General features: G+C 71.8%; 14 protein-coding genes. 7 read left to right on the top strand and 7 right to left on the bottom strand.

What is annotated here, in order from left to right:
* The first annotated feature begins 24 nt into the window (after positions 1-24).
* A complete protein-coding gene (locus AB0J66_RS26305) occupies positions 25-1,053 on the top strand; it encodes a hypothetical protein (protein ID WP_364665663.1) in 1,029 nt (342 codons plus the stop codon).
* Here the strand turns inward: AB0J66_RS26305 and AB0J66_RS26300 are convergent.
* The 3 genes from AB0J66_RS26300 to AB0J66_RS26290 all read right to left on the bottom strand — a co-directional run bounded on the left by AB0J66_RS26300 (position 1,050) and on the right by AB0J66_RS26290 (position 6,789).
* Positions 1,050-1,721: a lysophospholipid acyltransferase family protein gene (locus tag AB0J66_RS26300; protein WP_364665660.1), complete on the bottom strand. Its 672-nt coding sequence runs from the start codon at positions 1,719-1,721 to the stop codon at positions 1,050-1,052. The two genes, AB0J66_RS26305 and AB0J66_RS26300, sit on opposite strands and share 4 nt — an antisense overlap.
* 157 nt (positions 1,722-1,878) lie before the next feature.
* The gene (gene ileS / locus AB0J66_RS26295; RefSeq protein ID WP_364665657.1) at positions 1,879-4,995 is read right to left on the bottom strand and encodes an isoleucine--tRNA ligase; all 3,117 of its coding nucleotides are present in this window, start codon (positions 4,993-4,995) and stop codon (positions 1,879-1,881) included.
* Between the two features lie 264 nt (positions 4,996-5,259).
* Positions 5,260-6,789 (bottom strand): alkaline phosphatase D family protein, encoded by a 1,530-nt coding sequence (locus AB0J66_RS26290; protein ID WP_364665654.1) that lies wholly within the window; start codon positions 6,787-6,789, stop codon positions 5,260-5,262.
* Positions 6,790-6,847: 58 nt separating this feature from the next.
* On the opposite strand from AB0J66_RS26290, the gene AB0J66_RS26285 reads away from it, so the two are divergent.
* The 4 genes from AB0J66_RS26285 to AB0J66_RS26270 are packed head-to-tail and all read left to right on the top strand — an operon-like array spanning position 6,848 to position 10,415.
* On the top strand, positions 6,848-7,858 hold the full coding sequence (locus AB0J66_RS26285; protein WP_364665651.1) for a helix-turn-helix domain-containing protein: 1,011 nt from the start codon (positions 6,848-6,850) through the stop codon (positions 7,856-7,858).
* Between the two features lie 30 nt (positions 7,859-7,888).
* On the top strand, positions 7,889-8,866 hold the full coding sequence (locus tag AB0J66_RS26280) for an ABC transporter ATP-binding protein (protein WP_364665649.1): 978 nt from the start codon (positions 7,889-7,891) through the stop codon (positions 8,864-8,866).
* The gene (locus AB0J66_RS26275) at positions 8,863-9,633 is read left to right on the top strand and encodes an ABC transporter permease (protein ID WP_364665646.1); all 771 of its coding nucleotides are present in this window, start codon (positions 8,863-8,865) and stop codon (positions 9,631-9,633) included. Before AB0J66_RS26280 ends, AB0J66_RS26275 begins: the two co-directional genes overlap by 4 nt.
* Entirely contained in the window at positions 9,630-10,415 is a 786-nt protein-coding gene (locus AB0J66_RS26270) for an ABC transporter permease (protein ID WP_364665644.1), read from the top strand. Before AB0J66_RS26275 ends, AB0J66_RS26270 begins: the two co-directional genes overlap by 4 nt.
* On the opposite strand, the gene ndk is transcribed toward AB0J66_RS26270, so the two are convergent.
* Positions 10,416-10,832 carry a nucleoside-diphosphate kinase gene (gene ndk, locus AB0J66_RS26265; protein WP_364665641.1) on the bottom strand — a complete coding sequence of 139 codons (417 nt, stop codon included), beginning with the start codon at positions 10,830-10,832 and terminating at the stop codon, positions 10,416-10,418.
* A gap of 142 nt (positions 10,833-10,974) precedes the next feature.
* Here ndk and AB0J66_RS26260 point away from each other — a divergent pair, with 142 nt between their 5' ends.
* Entirely contained in the window at positions 10,975-13,791 is a 2,817-nt protein-coding gene (locus AB0J66_RS26260) for a VOC family protein (protein WP_364665637.1), read from the top strand.
* 46 nt (positions 13,792-13,837) lie between these two features.
* On the opposite strand, the gene AB0J66_RS26255 is transcribed toward AB0J66_RS26260, so the two are convergent.
* Genes AB0J66_RS26255 through AB0J66_RS26245 form a run of 3 tightly spaced genes read right to left on the bottom strand, consistent with a single transcriptional unit; the run spans position 13,838 to position 18,161 of the window.
* A complete protein-coding gene (locus AB0J66_RS26255; protein WP_364665634.1) occupies positions 13,838-14,209 on the bottom strand; it encodes a DUF4233 domain-containing protein in 372 nt (123 codons plus the stop codon).
* Positions 14,206-15,531: a folylpolyglutamate synthase/dihydrofolate synthase family protein gene (locus AB0J66_RS26250; protein WP_364665631.1), complete on the bottom strand. Its 1,326-nt coding sequence runs from the start codon at positions 15,529-15,531 to the stop codon at positions 14,206-14,208. The genes AB0J66_RS26255 and AB0J66_RS26250 overlap by 4 nt, the downstream gene beginning before the upstream one ends.
* Complete coding sequence (locus AB0J66_RS26245; protein ID WP_364665628.1) at positions 15,528-18,161, bottom strand: valine--tRNA ligase; 2,634 nt, start codon at positions 18,159-18,161, stop codon at positions 15,528-15,530. The genes AB0J66_RS26250 and AB0J66_RS26245 overlap by 4 nt, the downstream gene beginning before the upstream one ends.
* Positions 18,162-18,239: 78 nt before the next feature.
* Here AB0J66_RS26245 and AB0J66_RS26240 point away from each other — a divergent pair, with 78 nt between their 5' ends.
* The gene (locus tag AB0J66_RS26240; protein ID WP_364665625.1) at positions 18,240-18,896 is read left to right on the top strand and encodes a hypothetical protein; all 657 of its coding nucleotides are present in this window, start codon (positions 18,240-18,242) and stop codon (positions 18,894-18,896) included.
* Positions 18,897-19,038 lie beyond the last annotated feature (142 nt).

The raw sequence follows: 19,038 nt of genomic DNA, 5'->3' as shown, positions 1-19,038 counted from the left end.
GCGGGGAGCGAAGGAGATCGACGGATGGCCGACCAGCAGCCGGGCGACACGACGCCGGCGGCCGGGATGCCCGACAGGACCCGGGTCGAGGACGGTTCGGAGCCCTCCACCGTGGACGCGCCGGCCCGGTGGAGCGGGGCCGCGACCGTGGTGCCGCCCGAGCCGCGCAAGCGGTGGTGGCAGCGCCACCAGGAACCGGAGGACGACCGGCTGGCCACGCCGGCGGTCGACCCGTGGGCCGACTACGACACCCCGGTCGACCCGTTCCCGATGGTGACCGAGGCGCCCCCGCCCACGAGGATCGAGCCGAGCCCGCCGCCGGTCACCGCGCAGCCGCCCCCAGTGCCCGCCCCAGTCCCCGCGCGCCCGCCCGCCCCGGTCCCCGCGCGCCCGCCCGCCCCGGCGCCGAAGACCGCGAGGCAGCGGCGGAAAGAACGTAAAGCGGCCGGCCGCCGGCCCGCCGCCCCAAACCCCCCGACGGGCGCGCCGCCCGCCCCGCCGCCTTGGGTCCAGCGCCCGGTGGCCCGCCCGCTGCCCCCGCCGCGCCGCAAGCGCCGCTGGGGCCGCCGCCTGGCCCTGTTCAGCCTGTTGAGCGTCGCCTGCTGCTGCGGCGTGCCCTTCGGGGCCTACCAGCTCTCCTCGGCCCAGTACCCGGTCACCGCCGTCCTGCCGGAGTCCTTCGCCGATCTCCAGCTGCGCGACAAGGACGGCACCGGCACCGGCGACTTCGCCGGTGAGTACAAGGACGACCGCGGCAAGCGGGTCACCGTCTTCGGCACGACCGGCTTCCGCCTCAACCCCGGCGGCGACGTCGGCGCCCACCTGGATCAGGTCGCCGACGAGTACAAGCTCTCCGACGTGCAGTCGTTCGACCTGAACGAGTTCGGGGCGCACGAGAGCTGCGGCACCGGCCGCGACAACGGCTCGGCGGTCGTGGTCTGCGCCTGGGCCGACCACGGCAGCCTGGCCACCGTGCTGCTGACCCGCCGCTCGGTCGCGGACAGCGCCGAGCTGGTCGCCCAGCTGCGCGAAGCCGTGCTGACGAAGGGTTAGGCCTTCTTGGGGGCGTACCTCGGCACGTACTCCTGGCCGGTCAGCTTCTGGATCTCGGCCATCACCTCGTCGGTGAGCTCACGCAGCGAGGTGCGGTCGTCCGCGCGGCCGGAGGGGTCGATCGGCTTGCCGAATTTCAGCGTGACCGACCCGCCGCGCAGGCGGGGCGTCGGGTACGGCTGGCCGATCGGCTGCACCACTTCGGTGCCGAGGCAGCCGACCGGGATGATCGGCACGCCCGCCCCGATCGCGAGCCGGGCCACGCCCGTACGCCCGCGGTAGAGCTTGCCGTCGGGTGAGCGCGTGCCCTCCGGGTAGACGACGACCGCGTCGCCGGCCTTGAGCACCGGGATGGCGCCGTCGAAGGCGGCCAGCGCGGCCCGCCCGCCGGCCCGCTCGACGCGCACGGCGCCGAGCCCGTTCAGCAGGTTGCGGGTGAACCAGCCGCTGAGACCGGTGCCGTCGAAGTAGTCCGACTTGGCCCAGAAGCAGAGGTGCCGGGGCACGACCGCGCCGATGAAGAGCTCGTCAGCGACCGACAGATGGTTGCTGGCGAAGATCACTCCGCCCGTCGTGGGCACGTGCTCGAGGCCCTCGACACGCGGCCGCCAGCCGATCTTCAGCGTATTGCCGACGGTCAATTTGCCGATCGTATAGAGCAGCGGCAACGGGGGTTCCTCCGGAACGGGGTGGTGCGAAAACAGTGGGGGGCGGCTGTGAGGGTAGCGGACGTCACCAGGGAAGTCCCTGTCGAGCCGTCCGACAGACCCGGACATTCACCGCCGAAGCGGAGAATTGTCCGGGTCCGGTTGTCAGTTTCACAGCTTAGTGCTGCCGGGACACCGCCACCGTCACCTGCTCGCCGTCTCCGACCTCACCTGCGAAACCACCCGAAGCGCCCCCGAACTCCAGGGCCGTGGCGAGGGTCTCGCCGGCCACGAACTCCCGGTGCGCCTCGACCGCCGCCTGGACGGCCGGCGAGGCCGAGACCACCAGCGCGATCCGGTCCGACACGTCCAGGTCGGCATCCCGGCGGGCCTGCTGCACGACCCGGATCACATCACGGGCGAGCCCCTCGGCCGCGAGGGCCGGGGTCACCGACGTGTCGAGCACGACCACACCGGCCCCGGCGGGCAGCGGCGCCGAGTTCTCGACGTCCGAGGCGACCTGCTTGAGCTCGTACTCGCCCTCCTGGAGGGTGACGCCGGCCGCGACCGGCGCCCCGTCGACCAGCTCCCAGTCGCCGGTCTTGACCGCCTTGATCACCTGCTGCACCTGCTTGCCGAGCCGCGGCCCGAGGGCGCGGGGCACGACAGTCAACACCTTCTGGCTGTACGCGGCCACGTCGTCGGTGAACACGACGTCCTTCACGTTCACCTCGTCGGCCAGCAGATCCCCGAAACCCGACAGGGCCGGCGCCTGCGCGGTGGCCACCGTGAGCCGGGCCAGCGGCAGCCGGACCCGCAGCGCGCGGGCCTTGCGCAGCGACAGCGCGGCCGAGGCGACGTCGCGGATCGCGTCCATCGAGGCCACCAGCTCGTGGTCGGCCGGCAGCGCCGCCGCCGACGGCCAGTCGGTCAGGTGCACCGAGCGGCCACCGGTCAGCCCGCGCCAGATCTCCTCCGCGGTCAGCGGGGCGAGCGGCGCCACCACCCGGCACACCGTCTCGAGCACGGTGGCCAGGGTGTCGAACGCGTCCCGGTCACCGGCCCAGAAGCGGTCCCGCGAGCGGCGTACGTACCAGTTGGTCAGCGCGTCGAGGTAGGAGCGGACCGAGCCGGCGGCGCCCGAGATGTCGTACTCGTCCATCTGGCGCTGCACCTCGGTGACCAGTTCCCCGGTCTTGGCCAGGATGTACCGATCGAGCAGATGAGGCGAATCGACGCGCTCGACGGCCACATAGCCGGCGGCGTTCGCGTAGAGGCTGAAGAAGTACCAGACGTTCCACAGCGGCAGCAGCACCTGGCGGACGGAGTCGCGGATGGCCACCTCGGTGACGGCCATGTCCCCGCCCCGCAGCACCGGCGACGACATCAGCATCCAGCGCATGGCGTCCGACCCGTACGAGTCGAAGACCCGGTAGACGTCCGGGTAGTTCCGCAGCGACTTGGACATCTTGCGCCCGTCCTCGCCGAGCAGGATGCCGTGGCTGAGGCAGTTGCGGAACGCGGGCCGGTCGAACAGGGCCGTGGCCAGCACGTGCATCGTGTAGAACCAGCCCCGGGTCTGGCCGATGTACTCGACGATGAAGTCGCCCGGGTAGTGGTGCTCGAACCAGTCCTTGTTCTCGAACGGGTAGTGCACCTGGGCGAACGGCATCGACCCCGACTCGAACCAGCAGTCCAGCACCTCGGGCACCCGCCGCATCATCGACTTGCCGGTCGGGTCGTCCGGGTTGGGGCGGGTCAGCTCGTCCACGTACGGCCGGTGGAGGTCCTTGACCTTGACCCCGAAGTCCCTCTCCAGCTCCTCGTGCGAGCCGTAGACGTCCACGCGCGGGTACTGCGGGTCGTCGGACTTCCAGGCCGGGATCGGCGAGCCCCAGAACCGGTTGCGGGAGATCGACCAGTCGCGGGCGTTGGCCAGCCACTTGCCGAACGAGCCGTCCTTGATGTGGGCCGGCGTCCAGGTGATCTCCTGGTTGAGCTCGACCATCCGGTCACGGAACTTCGTCACGGCCACGAACCACGACGACACCGCCTTGTAGACCAGCGGCGTGTCACAGCGCCAGCAGTGCGGGTACGAGTGCGTGTAGCCCTCGTGCCGCACCACCACGCCCCGCTCCTTGAGCAGCGCGATGATCGGCTTGTTGGCCTCGAAGACCTGCACGCCCTGCCAGTCCGGCACCAGCGAGGTGAACCGGGTGTGGTCGTCCACGGTCACGACGGTCGGGATGCCGGCCGCGTTGCAGACGTTCTGGTCGTCCTCGCCGAAGGCCGGCGCCTGGTGGACGACGCCGGTGCCGTCCTCGTCGGTCACGTAGTCGGCCGCCAGCACCTGGAACGCGTTCGGCCCGCCGGCCTCGACCAGGAAGTCGAAGAGCGGCTCGTACCTCCGGCCGGCCAGCTCGCTGCCGCGTACCGTGCCGACCTGGGTCCAACCCTCGAGTTCCTTGCTGTACGCGGCCACGCGCGACCCGCCGAGGATGAGCTTCTCGCCGTCCTTCTCCAGCACGGCGTACTCGATGGCCGGTCCGACCGCGAGCGCGAGGTTGGACGGCAGCGTCCACGGCGTGGTCGTCCACACCGCGATCCTCTCGCCGGTCTCCAGCTTGAAGGTGACGGTCAGCGCCGGGTCGGTGCGGTCGCGGTAGACGTCGTCCATCCGCGTCTCGGTGTTGGACAGCGGGGTCTCGCACCGGAAGCAGTAGGCGAGCACGCGGAAGCCCTCGTACACCAGGCCCTTGTCGTGCAGCGTCTTGAACGCCCACATGACCGATTCCATGTAGGCCGGATCGAGCGTCTTGTAGTCGTTGGAGAAGTCCACCCACCGGGCCTGCCGGGTGACGTAGCGCTCCCAGTCCTTGGTGTAGGCGAGCACGGACGTCCGGCAGGCCTCGTTGAACTTGTCGATGCCGAGCTCGACGATCTGCGCCTTGGTCGTGATGCCGAGCTGCTTCTCCGCCTCGACCTCGGCCGGCAGCCCGTGGGTGTCCCAGCCGAAGCGCCGCTCGACGTGCTTGCCCCGCATCGCCTGGTAACGCGGCACCAGGTCCTTCACGTAGCCGGTGAACAGGTGCCCGTAGTGCGGGAGCCCGTTGGCGAACGGCGGCCCGTCGTAGAACACGTACTCGTTGGCGCCGTTCTCCCCGGCCGGCCGCTGGTCGACCGAGGCCTCGAAGGTCTTGTCGGCCTCCCAGTGCTCGAGGACCGCGCGCTCGACCGCGGGCAGATCCGGGCTCGCCGGGACGCCCGTGGCGTCGGTGTGCTGGGGATAGGCCATCGGTGGTCCTCCAACAGTCGTCTGGACTGCGAGGACGAGCTCCACGCCCGCGGTACCACCTCGCTTGACGGGGTCTCCCCGCCCGCTCATTGCCGTGCTGCCCGGTTCTAATGAGGCCGGAGGCCCGTTCTTCCGGAGGCTCCCCGGTGATGGCCGGATCGTCGCCTGTGTGCGAGACAACGATACCGGCCACCCCCGGGCGCCTACCAATCGATTACCCGGTCCAACCACCCCACCAACCACCCTTGAACGACTAAAGGCCTCCTACCGGGCGGCCGCAAGCGTGGTCGACCACAGCGACTTTCCGTCCCGGTCGCGCAGGTTCACCGTGAAGGCGCCGGTCCGGCTGTCGATCTCGACCTCGCCGAAGTGCTGGAAGCCCTCGGCCGGCGACGCGTTGGCCACCGGCGGCGCGTTGACGAAGACCGCCTGCGGGCCGAACGTGCCGTCGAGGGCGTTCGGCCCGAACGCGCCGGCGTGGGCCGGCCCGGAGACGAACTCCCAGAACGGCGTGAAGTCCTGCACGGCCGCCCGGGCCGGGTCGTAGTGGTGGGCCGCCGTGTAGTGCACGTCCGCGGTCAGGAAGACGATGCCGGTGACGCCGCGCCGATGCGCGTCCCGCAGCACCTGGGCGAACTCGAGCTCACGCCCCTTCGGCGCCCCCGGGTCCCCCTGGGCGACACCCTCCTGCGCGGTCGGCCCGTCCGGCACGACCAGGCCGATCGGCAGGTCGTTGGCGATCACCTTCCAGGTCGCCCTCGACTCGCGCAGGCCGCGGATCAGCCAGTCGCGCTGCTTCGCGCCGAGCAGGCCGCGCTTCGGGTCGGCGTACGTGTTGCCGTCGTTGACGTCCTTGAAGGTGCGCATGTCGAGCAGGAAGATGTCGAGCAGCGGCCCGTACGAGATCTTGCGGTACACGGGGCTGTTCCCGGCGCCGGGCGTCGGCACCCACTCGTGGTACGCCTGGTGGGCCCGCCCGGCCAGCACGTCCACCCGCTTCTCGGTGTAGCGGGCGTCGTCCAGGATCTCGCCCGGGTACCAGTTGTTGGTGACCTCGTGGTCGTCCCACTGGTTGATCTGCGGGACCTCGGCCGCGAACGCCTTGTAGGCCGGGTCGAGCAGGTTGTAGGCGTACTGCCCGCGGTACTCGGCGAGCGTCTCGGCCACCTTGAGCTTCTCCTCGGTGACCACGTTGCGCCAGACCCGCCCGTCCGGCAGCGTCACCGTCTCGGCCAGCGGCCCGTCGGCGTACACCGTGTCGCCGCTGTGCAGCAGGAAGCCGGGCCGGCGGCGGCGCATCGACTCGAAGATCTTCAGGCCGCCGTACGCGGGGTCGATGCCCCACCCCTGGCCCACGACATCGCCCGTCCACACGAAGCGGATGTCGTCACGGCGTACCGGCGCAGTGGTGAAACTGCCGGTCAGCGGCGCGCTGAACAGGCCCGGGCGCTCCAGGCTCTCGGCCCGGACCCGGTAGTGCAGTTTGGCGCCGGCGGGCAGGTGACCCAGCTCGAGCTTGCCGGTGAAGCCGGTGGCGGGGGTGAGGACCGGGCCCCGGACCACCCGCGCGCCGCGGAAGTCGGGACGGCGGCTGACCTGGACCCAGAGCCGGCCCGGCCGGTCGGCGCGGCTCCAGACGATGGCCGAGTCGGCGGTGGCGTCGCCGCTCTGGACGCCGTGGGTGAGGACCGGGCGGGTGCCGGCCGAGGAGAACGCGGGCGCTTCGAACAGCACGCCCGCGACACCACCGGCGACGCCGGCGCGGAGGAGGTTCCGTCGGGACAGAGACGTCATGAACGATGCCTACCGATCGGACATGGCCCGCAAGTGGCCGTCTCCTAAAATCGGGGACGTGATCCGCATCGAGATCGATGAACCCACGCTGGCCCGCACCCGGATCGCGATCAGCCCGCTGACCGAGGCCGTGGTCAGCCTCTACCTGCTCCAGCGCAATCCCGGGGCGGCGCCCTGGCCGTACGACGGCTGGGCCCGCCGGGCCCGCGAGATCCTGCGCACCGACCCGGCCACGGCACCCGCGCAGCTGCACATGATGTTGCCCTCGGTCTCGCCCGACTTCCTGGCCCCGCTGCCGGCCTCCGCCCTGCCGACGATCGAGGAGCAGCTCGACCAGCTGCGGGCCACCCCCGACGAGGTCATCGACTTCGAGCTGGCCAAGCACTTCCCCGACGGTGACCTGCCGGCGCTCATGCGGCCGTTCCGCGACGACCGGCGGGCCGCCCTGGCCCGGCTGGCCGACGGCATGCAGGCGTACTGGGACGCGGCCATCGCCCCGTACTGGCCGGCCATGCGGGCCGCGCTCGACGAGGAGGTGCTGCTGCGGGCGCGGGCCCTGGCCGCCGACGGGCCGGACGCGCTGCTGGCCCGGCTGCACGAGCGGATCCGCTGGGAACGGCCGGTGCTCACCCTGATCAAACCGCTCGACCAGCAGATGGAGGCGGTCGACAAGCGGCTGCTGCTGGTTCCGCTGATCTTCTCCCGGGGCGCCCTGCTCTGCTCGGGCGATCATCCTTCGATCCAGATGGTCACCTATCAGTCGCGGGGCGCCGCGGTGCTGGCCGACGACCCGACCCGGTCCACCACCGATGATCAGCTAGCCGTTCTGCTGGGTCGCGGCCGCGCCTCGGTGCTGCGCGCGCTGGTCGTCCCGGCCAGCACCACCGCGCTGGCGACCGCCCTCGGGCTCGCGCCGAGCACGGTCTCCGAGCACCTCTCCAACCTGCTGGCGGCCGGGGTCGTCCACCGGCGCCGGGCCGGGCGCCGGGTGCTCTACGAGCTCGAACCGGCCGGAGTGGCGCTCGTCAATCTCCTCGGGGATTCGGCCCGGACCGAATTCGTTTCCTAGACCGCCCCCGCTTCCCTACCGTCTCGGGTCATGGGGAGCGATTACGCCATCGAGGCGGATGAATTACGCCGGACCTACCGGGCGCGGACGGGCTGGCTCAAGCCCAAGCGCACGGAGGTCGAGGCGGTGTGCGGGGTGAGTTTCACGGTCGGCCGGGGTGAGCTGTTCGGCCTGCTCGGCCCGAACGGCGCCGGCAAGACCACCACCATCAAGATGCTGAACACCCTGCTCATCCCGACCTCGGGCACGGCCCGGGTCGGCGGCTTCGACGTCCAGGGCCAGACCCGGGAGGTACGCCGGCGGATCGGTTACGTCTTCGGCGGCGACCGCGGCCTCTACGACCGGCTGTCCGCGCTGGACAATCTCCGCTACTTCGCCGAGCTGTACGGGGTCGCGCCGCGCGAGCAGAGACATCGCATCGCCGAGCTGCTCGACCTGGTCGGGCTGGCCGGCCGCGAGAAGGAGCGGGTCGAGGGTTACTCGCGGGGCATGCGCCAGCGCCTGCACATCGCCCGTGGCCTGCTGCACTCCCCCGACGTGCTGTTCCTGGACGAGCCGTCCATCGGCGTCGACCCGGTGGCCGCCCGGGAGCTGCGCCGCACCGTGTCCGACCTGGCCTCGACCGGCACCACCGTGCTGCTGACCACGCACTACATGGCCGAGGCGGACGAGCTCTGCGACCGGATCGCGGTCATCTCGGACGGCCGGATCCAGGCCCTGGGCACCCCGGCCGAGCTGCGCAAGCACGCCGACGGCTTCCGGGTGGTCGAGGTCGAGGCGTACGGCGTGCCCGAGACCGCGGTCGACGCGCTGCGTGACCTGCCCGGCGTGCGGGAGACCGCGGTCGAGGTGAAGGGCGCGCTGCAGCTGCTGACCGTGCACTCGGACGCCCACGTGGACGTGCAGGGCGACGTGCTGCGTGAACTGGCCGGCATCCGCCTGGGCCGGGTCAACAGCCGGGAGCCGACCCTCGAGGACGCGTACGTCGCGATTGTGAGCGCGGCATGAGGACCTTGCGACTGCTCGCGGTGGGGACCCTGCTGCACGCCAAGCAGATCAGCCGCTCGCCCTTCGAGGTGGCGATCGCCCTGGTCGTGCCGGTCGTGCAGGCCACCCTCGCGGTCTATCTGTTCCGGTCCGGCGGCGAGCAGCACCGCCTGCTCGAGGCCGCGGTCGGGGCCGGCGTGATGGGCGTCTGGTCCTCGGTGCTCTTCGGCTCCGGCGGCGCGATCCAGAACCAGCGCTGGCAGGGCACCCTCGAAATGATCATGCTGGCGCCCCGCCGCCCGGCCCTGGTCATCCTGCCGATCACCATCGCCACCGGCATCACCGGCACCTACGCCCTGCTGGCCACTCTCGCTTGGGGACGGCTGCTGTACGGAATCAAGCTCGACTTCGCCCATCCCGTCGCGTTCCTGGTCGCGGCGGTGGTGTGCGTGATCGGGCTCGGCATGTTCGGCCTGCTCCTGGCCGCCACCTTCGTGCTCATGCGCAACGCCAACGCGCTGGCCAACACCCTCGAATACCCGGTGTGGCTGGTCAGCGGCATGCTCGTGCCGATCACCGTGCTGCCCGCCTGGACCACGCCGATCGCCGCGATCCTGCCGACCACCTGGGGCGCCCGGGCGCTGCGGGAGGCCACCAGCGGCGGTCCGGTCTGGCCGTCCGTCGCCCTCTGCCTCGCGATCAGCCTCGTCTGCCTTGCTCTCGGGGCCTTCTTCCTGACGTACGTCGAACGCCGCGCTCGGGCGGCCGCAACCCTGGCGCTGGCATGAAGACATTGAGACTGATGACCGTGGGCGGGACGATTGCGTACCGCGCCCTGTTCAACTGGACCACGCCGGGGATGTTCGTCGGCACGCTGCTGGTCGGGCCGCTGTTCCAGCTGCTGTTCTTCGCCTACCTGGGCCGGCAGCTGCAGGTGGCCGACGACCGCTTCTACATCGTCGGCAACGCCGTGCTGACCGCGTCGCTGGCCTGCGTCTTCGGCGGCACGATGGCGGTGGCCAACGAGCGGCGCTTCGGCACGCTCGGGCACGTGCTGCTCTCGCCGCGGAGCCGGACGGCGATCTTCTGGGGGCGGGTGCTGCCGTACGCCGGCAACGGTCTCCTCATCGCGGTGGTGACCCTGACCGTGGGGGCGCTGCTGCTCGGGCTGCGCATTCCGCTCGGCGCCCTGCCCGGGCTGCTGCTGGCGATGGCGGCCGGCTCACTGGCCTGCGGCTTCTTCGGGCTGACGCTGGGCGCGCTCGGGCTGCGCTTCCGCGACGTGTGGGTGGTCTCGAACGTCTCGGTGGCGCTGTTGCTGCTGCTCACCGGGGTCAACGTGCCCGCCGCCGGCCTGCCCGGCTGGATGGTGACGGCCGGTCAGTGGTTGCCGATCACCCACGCGGCCGACGCGGCCCGTACCTTCGCCGCCGGGGAGGGATTCGCGGCGGCCGCGCCCGCGCTGGGCCGGGAACTGCTGGTCGGCGCCATCTACGCGGCCGCGGCCGTCATCCTGCTGAAGATCTTCGAGTTCGAGTCCCGCCGGAAGGCGTCGCTCGACACCCTGTAGTTACCGGTTGGGGAACCAGAGGTCGATCTCGCGCTTGGCGCTCTCCGGCGAGTCGGAGGCGTGCACGAGGTTCTCCCGGTTGGAGAGGGAGAAGTCGCCCCGGATCGTGCCGGCGGCCGCCTTGCGGCCGTCGGTCGAGCCGATCATGGCCCGGACCACCTCGATGACCTCGTCGCCGCTGAGGATCAGGGCGGCCAGCGGGCCCGAGGTCATGAACTCCTTGAGCGGCGGGTAGAACGCCTTGTCCACGTGGTCGGCGTAGTGCTGGTCGGCCAGCGCCGCGTCCATCGTGCGCAGCTCGAGCGCCTCGACGGTCAGACCCTTGCGCTCGAACCGGGAGAGCACCTCGCCGAGCAGTCCGCGCCGGACGGCGTCCGGCTTGATGAGCACGAGCGAACGCTCGGTGTTGCTGGGCACGGTGTTCTCCTTTTTTGCACGACACGCGGGAGCTTCAGCCTATCGGTACCGGGAATCCCGCATGCGTCAACGCCGGACCAGCCGCACTTTCCCTTCGGTGGCGCCGGGCAATAACCTGACGGTAACGAGCGGGAGGTCCACATTGGCAAACCAGACCGGCCGTCCGATCGCACCGGCCCGGAAGCTGGTGGCGGCGGTCGCGGGAACGATCTCGGTCTTCGTGGTCGCGTTGGGCTTGGGCATGTCGAGCCTGGGCGTGGTCATATTCGGCTTCGTCCTGCTCGCGCTCGCGGTCGCGCTCGGCTCCGTCAACGTGGTGCGCCGCGGCGCCCGGGCCTGGGTGAGCGGCACGGCCGAGGTCCGGTCGATCTCGCCGCCGCCCACCTCGGCCGCGGTCTACGGCCGGGCCAAGATCCTCGCGGTCGTCGTCGCCCCCGGCCTGCCCACCTCCGAGGTGGAGATCAACGAGTCCAAGGTCCCGGTGGTCAAGTGGCCGGCCCCCGGCGACACCCTGCCGATCACGGTCGACGTCGACGACATGCGCCGCGTCCGGATCAACTGGGACGAGGCGGTCCCCCGCGAGCGCGGTGACGACCCGCCCCCGCCGCCCACCGCCGACTACGACGACTTCGGCGCCGCGGCCGACGACGACCTCGACGCCGCCCTGCTCGACGACGTCGAGCCCCCGCCGTGGGTCACCCGCGACCGCCAGTGGGGCCGCGGCCCCGACGAGCCGCCGCCCCCGCCCCCGCCGTCGGCCTCCCCGGCCCAGCCCAGCCTCGACGACAGCACGGTCGTCGTCCGCGACACCCCCGCCGGCCCGGTCGTCGAGGGCGAGTTCGTCGACCACGACGACACCCCGCCGACCCTGCCCCGCCGCGCCCCCAAGGCCGCCGAGAGCCCCACCGCCGACACCGCCACGGTCGCCGCCACAGCCGGCGCCGCCGCCGCGGGCGCCACCGCCGCGGCCGCCTCGACCCCCGGCACCCGCCGCCCCAGCCCGCACCCCCGCGGCGGCGGCACAGCCACGGTCACGGCCGACCCCGAGACCCGCCCCGCCCCACCCACTCAGCGCGACCCCCACCCCGACGACGACCTGGCCGCCCCCCAACCGGCCCCCCACCACCTCGACGACGAGCTGACCGACCGCCCGCCGTCCCCCCACCAGGCCGACGACGAACTGGACCGCCCGCCGTCCCCCCACCCCGACAACAAGCTGGACGACCGCCCGCGGTCCCCGCACCACCCCGACGACGAGCTGGACGACCGCCCGCGGTCCGCCCGCCATGCCGACGACGAGCTCGGGGCGGACCTGCCGGCGGACCACCCCCGCGGTCGCGACGAGATCGCCACGGACATCCCCCTGGACGACCCGCAACCGGCCCCCCACCGCCAGGACGACGACCTCCTGACCGACATCCCCCTGGACGACCCGCAACCGGAGCCTCGCCGCCCGCAACCGGTCGCCACGTCGACGCCGCCCACCCCCTCCCCGGTGGGCTCCTTCCCGACCGCCCCGCCCCCGTCGACCCCGCCCCCCACGGCGCCGCCGCCGTCGACCCCACCGAGCCGCCCCGTGGCCGACGACGAGATCGACCTCCCCCTCGACAGCGACCCCGACCCGGCCCCGGAAACCACCCCCCACGCCGCCACCGCGCTCGCCGACGACCTGATCGCCCCACCACCCCGCTCCAAGGACCCCACCCAGCCCCTTGACCCCTCGCCGGCCGCCGAGCCGCGCTCAACCCCGATCCACGCGTCGACCCGCTTCGTCTCCAACGCAGCCCACGACGCCGCCTCCCCTCCACGGGCGCCGGAGCAAGTCGAGTCCGCGACACCTTCCGGCCCGGAGCAGCCCGAGGCAAAGCACGGCCTGCTGGCCACCGCCGTCGGTGCCGTGGCCGCAGCCGCGGTAGCAGCCGTCAAGAAGGCCGGTAAGCAGGACCGCGACGAGCCTTCAGCCGAGTCGGCCACCACCACCGGCGCCGCCCCGGCCCCGGCCCCGGCCCCGGCCCCGGAGCAGGCCAACACCCGGCCCTCCACCCCCGCATCGGCCGAGGCCCCGCCCACAGCAGCCCCGGCAGCATGGCCGACCCAGGGCACCAGGTCCGCCCCGGTCACCGACGCTCCCACCCCGGACATCCGGTCCGGGAGGGCTCCGGCCGCATGGCCGGTCCAGGACGCCGAGCCGGCCTCGGACAGAGACGCTCCAACCGCAGATCTCCGGTCCAAGGAGGCCCCGACAGCGCGTCCCGCCCAGGACGCCGGGCCCGGCCTGGTCGCAGAGGCCCCGACTCCGAATGCCCCATCTGCTGAGGCGCCCTCGTCGGCGCAGGCGGCCGGATCGGAGGGTCCTTCGACCGCGCAGATTGCCGAGGCGCGGTCGCCCGCGCCGGCTGCGGCCCCGGCCCCCGCCGCGCGGCCCAGTGCGCCGACGCCGGCCGCTGCCGCGCTGGCGGCGGCGGCTGCGGCGGCGGCTGCCGGCACCGGGAAGAGCCCGTGGGCCGATCTGGCTGGGCAGCGGGAGCCCGACGAGGGCGCGGCCGATGTCATCACGGCCTATCCGAGCGCTCGGCCGGGACCGGCCGGGGCGATACACGGTGTCGGGATCACCGTGCTGGTCACCGATCTGGGTCGCTCGATCGTCTTCTACCGGGACACGCTCGGCTTCTACGAGATCGACCACGGCGAGGGCAGTGCCGTCCTGGCCTCGGGCGACACCCGGCTGGTGCTGCGCACGGTGCACGGTCTGTCGGCCGAGGCGGGCCGTCTGATCTACCTCAACCTGGAGGTCGGCGACGTCGAGGCCGTCTACGAGGAGCTGCGGGCCAAGGGCGTCGAGTTCGTCCACGCCCCGCGGCCGGTCAATCGCGGCGACCGGCTGGAGCTCTGGTCGGCGTCCTTCCACGACCCCGACGACCACAACATCGCCATCACCCAGTGGCGGGCCATCCACTGACCTACGGGCGCCCCGGCCCCGGTCAGCGCCGGTGGCCGGGGGCCGGTCAGAGCAGGCCCGGGCGGCCGAGGATGGTCCGGCGGACGCTGAGGGCGTACACCCAGGCGGCGCCGAAGAGCAGGCCGAGGACGGCCAGGGAGTAGTGGAAGAAGCCGCTGGCCAGCAGGAGGATCTGCAGGACCAGGCCGGCCGGCCACGCCCAGGGGCGTTTCATCACCCCGGAGAGCAGGATGGCCAGCACGGCCAGGGCGATCACGGTCGCGACGCCCCAGCCGGTGAGGTGGCCGCCCATGATGCGGATGGGCTGGATGGCCAGCAGCAGGACGATGGCCTCCATGATGAGCGTGCCGGCGCCCAGCCCCCGTACGGCCGCCTGGGGGTTCTTCAGGCCTGAACGCGGCGGCTGGGGGTCGGTCATCGCTTCAGCAGCTTCCGGGCGTCCGCGACCGTGACGACCGAGCCGGTGATCAGCACCCCGACCCCGCTGAGCTCGCCCGACGTGTCCTCCTCGGCCAGCACCACGGCCTCCTCGATCGCGTCCGGCATGTTCTGGGCCACCGTCACCCTGTCCTCGCCGAAGATGTCCGCCGCCACCTGCGCCAACTCTTCCACCGGCATCGACCGGGGCGAGCTGTTCTGGGTCACCACGATCCGGGCCGCCAGGGGTTCGAGCAGGTCGAGCAGGCCGGAGACGTCCTTGTCGGCGAAGACCGCGACCACCGCGACCAGGTGCCGGAACGCGAACTCCTCCTCCAGCGCGGTCACCGTGGCCGCCATGCCGTGCGGGTTGTGCGCGCCGTCGAGCAGGATCGCCGGGGCGCTGCGGACCCGCTCGAGCCGGCCCGGCGAGTCGACCTGGGCGAAGCCCTCCCGGACCAGGTCGGCCTCGAGCTGCTTGGTCTTGCCGGCACCGAGGAACGCCTCGACCGCCGCCAGCGCCGCCGCCGCGTTCTGGGCCTGGTGGGCGCCGAAGAGCGGCAGGAAGATCTCGTCGTACACGCCACCCAGACCCTGCAGGGTCAGCACCTGGCCGCCGACCGCCTGGGTCCGCTCGACCACGCCGAACTCGCGGCCCTCGAGGGCCAGCGTCGCGCCCATCTCGGCGCAGCGCTCGAGGATCGGCCGCATGGCCTCCTCGGTCTGCAGCGCCGAGATCACGGTCGCGCCCTTGTGGATGATGCCCGCCTTGGCCCAGGCGATGTCCTCGATGGTGTCGCCGAGCCACTCGGTGTGGTCGAGCCCGATCGGGGTCATCACGCAGATGCCGGCGTCGATGACGTTGGTCGCGTCCTCCTCGCCGCCCAGCCCGACCTCCACGACCGCGATGTCGACCGGCGCGTCGGCGAACGCCGCGTAGGCCATGGCGGTCGTCAGGTCGAAATACGTGAGCGGCTCGGAGTTGCGGGCGTCGATCAGCTCGGCCAGCGGCGCGACCTCGTCGTACGTCCGGGCGAGCCCCTCCTCGGAGATCGGCTCCCCGTCGAGGCTGATCCGCTCGCGGACCGTCTCGAGGTGCGGGCTCGTGTAGCGGCCGGTGTGCAGGCCGTGCGCCCGCAGCAGCGCGTCGATCATGCGGGCGGTGCTGGTCTTGCCGTTCGTGCCGGTCAGGTGGATCGCCGGGTAGGCCCGCTGCGGGCTGCCCAGCACGTCCATGAGATCGCGGATCTTCTGCATGTCGAACGCCATGCGGGTGAAGCCGCGCCCGTCGAGCGCGGCCACCACCTCTTCGTACGTGCTCATGTTGTCGGCAACGCTTCCAGGGCCGCCGCAATTCGCGTGAGATCGGCCTCGGCCGTCGCGAGGCGGTCCTTCATCTTCGCGACGACCTGTTCCGGCGCCTTGCTCACGAACGACTCGTTGCCGAGCTTGGCCCGGGTCTGGGCCGCTTCCTTCTCCGCGGCCGCGCGATCCTTCTCGAGCCGGGCCCGCTCGGCCGCGACGTCGATCGCGCCCCGCGTGTCCAGGTCGACCGTGATCGCGCCGGACACCGCCAGCGTCGCCGTCGCCGTGAAGTCGGCGGCCGGCGGGTCGAGCCGGGCCAGCGAGCGGATCAGCGGCTCGTGCGTGTCGATGCCGACGTTGCCCAGGCCGGTCAGCGCCGCGCTGACCCGCTGGCTCGGCTTGAGCCCCTGGTCGGAACGGAACCGGCGGACCTCGGTGACCACCTTCTGCAGCGCGGCCAGCTCCTCCTCGGCGGCGTCGTCGACCAGCGCCGGGTCGGCCACCGGCCACGCGGCCCGGGTGACCGTCTCGCCGCCGGTCAGCGCGACCCACAGCTCCTCGGTGACGAACGGGATGACCGGGTGCAGCAGGCGCAGCAGCTGGTCGAGCACGTGGCCGAGCACCCTCTTCGAGGCCGCGCTCCCCTCCGAGGCCAGCACCGGCTTGCTCAGCTCGAGGTACCAGTCGCAGACGTCGTCCCACGCGAAGTGGTAGAGGGTGTCGCAGATCTTCGCGTACTCGTACGTCTCGAAGTACTGGTCGACCTCGCCGATCACGTGCTGCAGGCGCGAGAGCACCCACTTGTCGATCGCCGACAGCTCCGCCGCGCCGGGCAGCGGGCCCTCGACCGTGGCCCCGTTCATCAGGGCGAAGCGGGTCGCGTTCCAGAGCTTGTTGCAGAAGTTGCGCGAGCCCTGGCACCACTCCTCGCTGATCGGCACGTCGGAGCCGGGGTTGGCCCCGCGGGCCAGCGTGAAGCGGGTGGCGTCGGCGCCGTAGCGCTCGATCCAGTCGAGCGGGTCGACCACGTTGCCGAACGATTTCGACATCTTCTTGCCGTGGCCGTCGCGGACCATGCCGTGCAGGTTGACCACGTCGAACGGCTGGACGCCGTCCATCGCGTACAGCCCGAACATCATCATCCGGGCGACCCAGAAGAAGAGGATGTCGTACCCGGTGACCAGGACGCTGGTCGGGTAGAACTTCTCAAGCTCGGCCGTACGCTCCGGCCAGCCCATGGTCGAGAAGGGCCACAGGGCCGACGAGAACCACGTGTCGAGCACGTCCTCGTCCTGCTTCCAGCCCTCGCCGGACGGCGGCTGCTCGTCCGGGCCGACGCACACGACCTCGCCGGCCGGGCCGTACCAGACCGGGATGCGGTGACCCCACCACAGCTGGCGCGAGATGCACCAGTCGTGCATGTTGTCGACCCAGGCGAAGTAGCGCTTGGACAGCTCGGCCGGCTCGATGGTGACCCGGCCGTCCCGCACCGCGTCACCGGCCGCCCGGGCCAGCGGGCCGGTGTTGACGAACCACTGCAGCGACAGCCGCGGCTCGACGGTGGTCTTGCAGCGCGAGCAGTGGCCGACCGAGTGCACGTACGGGCGCTTCTCGGCGACGATCCGGCCCTCGGCGCGCAGGGCGGCGACGATCGCAGGGCGAGCCTCGTACCGGTCCATGCCCTCGAAGGGACCGTGAACGGTGACGACCGCCCGCTCGTCCATGATCGTGATGCTGGGGAGGTCGTGCCGCTGCCCGATCTCGAAGTCGTTCGGGTCGTGGGCCGGGGTCACCTTGACCGCGCCGGTGCCGAAGGACGGGTCGACGTGCTCGTCGGCCACGATCGGGATGCGCCGCCCGGTCAGCGGCAGCTCCACCTCGGTGCCGACCAGGTGCTTGTACCGCTCGTCGTCCGGGTGGACGGCCACGGCGGTGTCACCCAGCATCGTCTCGGCCCGGGTGGTGGCGACCACGATCGCGTTGTCGCCTTCGCCGTACCGGATCGAGACGAGCTCACCCTCGTCGTCGGTGTGCTCGACCTCGATGTCACTGAGCGCGGTCAGGCAGCGCGGGCACCAGTTGATGATCCGGTTCGCCCGGTAGATCAGGTCGTCGTCGTAGAGCCGCTTGAAGATGGTCTGCACGGCCCGGGACAGGCCCTCGTCCATGGTGAACCGCTCACGGCTCCAGTCGACGGAGTCACCGAGCCGGCGCATCTGGCCGAGGATCGCGCCACCGGACTGCGCCTTCCACTCCCAGACCTTCTCCACGAACGCCTCACGGCCCAGATCGTGCCGGGACAGCTGCTGGGCGGCGAGCTGACGCTCCACCACGTTCTGAGTGGCGATGCCGGCGTGGTCCATGCCGGGCAGCCAGAGAACCTCGAACCCGCGCATGCGCTTGAGACGGGCCAGCGTGTCCTGGATGGTGTGGTCGAGCGCGTGGCCGACGTGCAGCGAGCCGGTCACGTTGGGCGGCGGGATGACGATGGAGAACGGCGGCTTGTCGCTCTTGGGGTCCGCGGTGAAGTAGCCCTCCGATACCCACTTCTCGTACCGCCGCTGCTCTACCTCACCCGGCTGGTACTGGGCTGAGAGGCCACCAGTGGGCCGGCTGTCGGGGGTGCGGGTCTCGGTCGCATCGGTCACCCGACAAGTCTACGGATGTCGCGGGTCAACTCCGAATTCGCACCACCCCCGCGCGACCGGGATTGCTACGCTCGCCGAATGTCCGAATCCGGCCCCGCCGAGTCCCGCCCCATCGACATCGGCACCGTCGACCGTCCCGAACAGGTTGTCGCCGTCATGGAAGATGAGGACCGGCCCCGCCGCCGCCTCCCCGCCCGCCGCATAGCCCTGGGCGTTGTGCTGGCGGTGGGCCTGGCCGGCGCGGTGGCGTTCGGCCGCACGGGCTGGCAGATCTACACGCAGAAGGACGCCACGCTCACCGCGCCGGCTCAGGTCGGCGAACTGCGCCTGGACGACAGCGCCTCGGGCAAGGAGACGGCCGAGTACCTGCAGACCGCGCTCTCGGCCGAGGTCGAGCTCGACAAGGCGGTCGGTGCTGTCTACCGCGACAGCACGAACAAGAACGTGCTCTTCCTCGGCGGCACCGGCCTGTTCTGGACCCCGTCCGACGACCTGGACACCGCCTTCGGCCTGATCTCCGACGCCGAGGGCGCCGTCACCGGCCTGCACGACGTGGACGCCGGCCCGCTCGGTGGCACCATGCGCTGCGGCTCCACGAAGACCGACGACGGCGACCTCACGGTCTGCGGCTGGGCCGACCACGGCACCCTGGCCATGGCCATGTTCCCCAGCCGTACGGAATCAGAGGCGGCCCCGCTCCTGCGCGAAATCCGCTCGACCGCCCAAAAGCGATGAGCCATCCGCCTTTTTCTAGGCGAGCGGCTCACAAATAACCCAGAAACGACAGTAGGCCCACCCCTGAGGGGTGGGCCTACTGTTTCACGTTGAGTCCGGCGGCGTCCTACTCTCCCACACCCTCCCGAGTGCAGTACCATCG

The organism is Actinoplanes sp. NPDC049598 (assembly GCF_040675435.1).
In the GTDB taxonomy this organism is placed as follows: domain Bacteria; phylum Actinomycetota; class Actinomycetes; order Mycobacteriales; family Micromonosporaceae; genus Actinoplanes.
The sequence above is the reverse complement of the archived record's forward strand: the minus strand, read 5'-3'. Positions and strand labels throughout refer to the sequence as shown.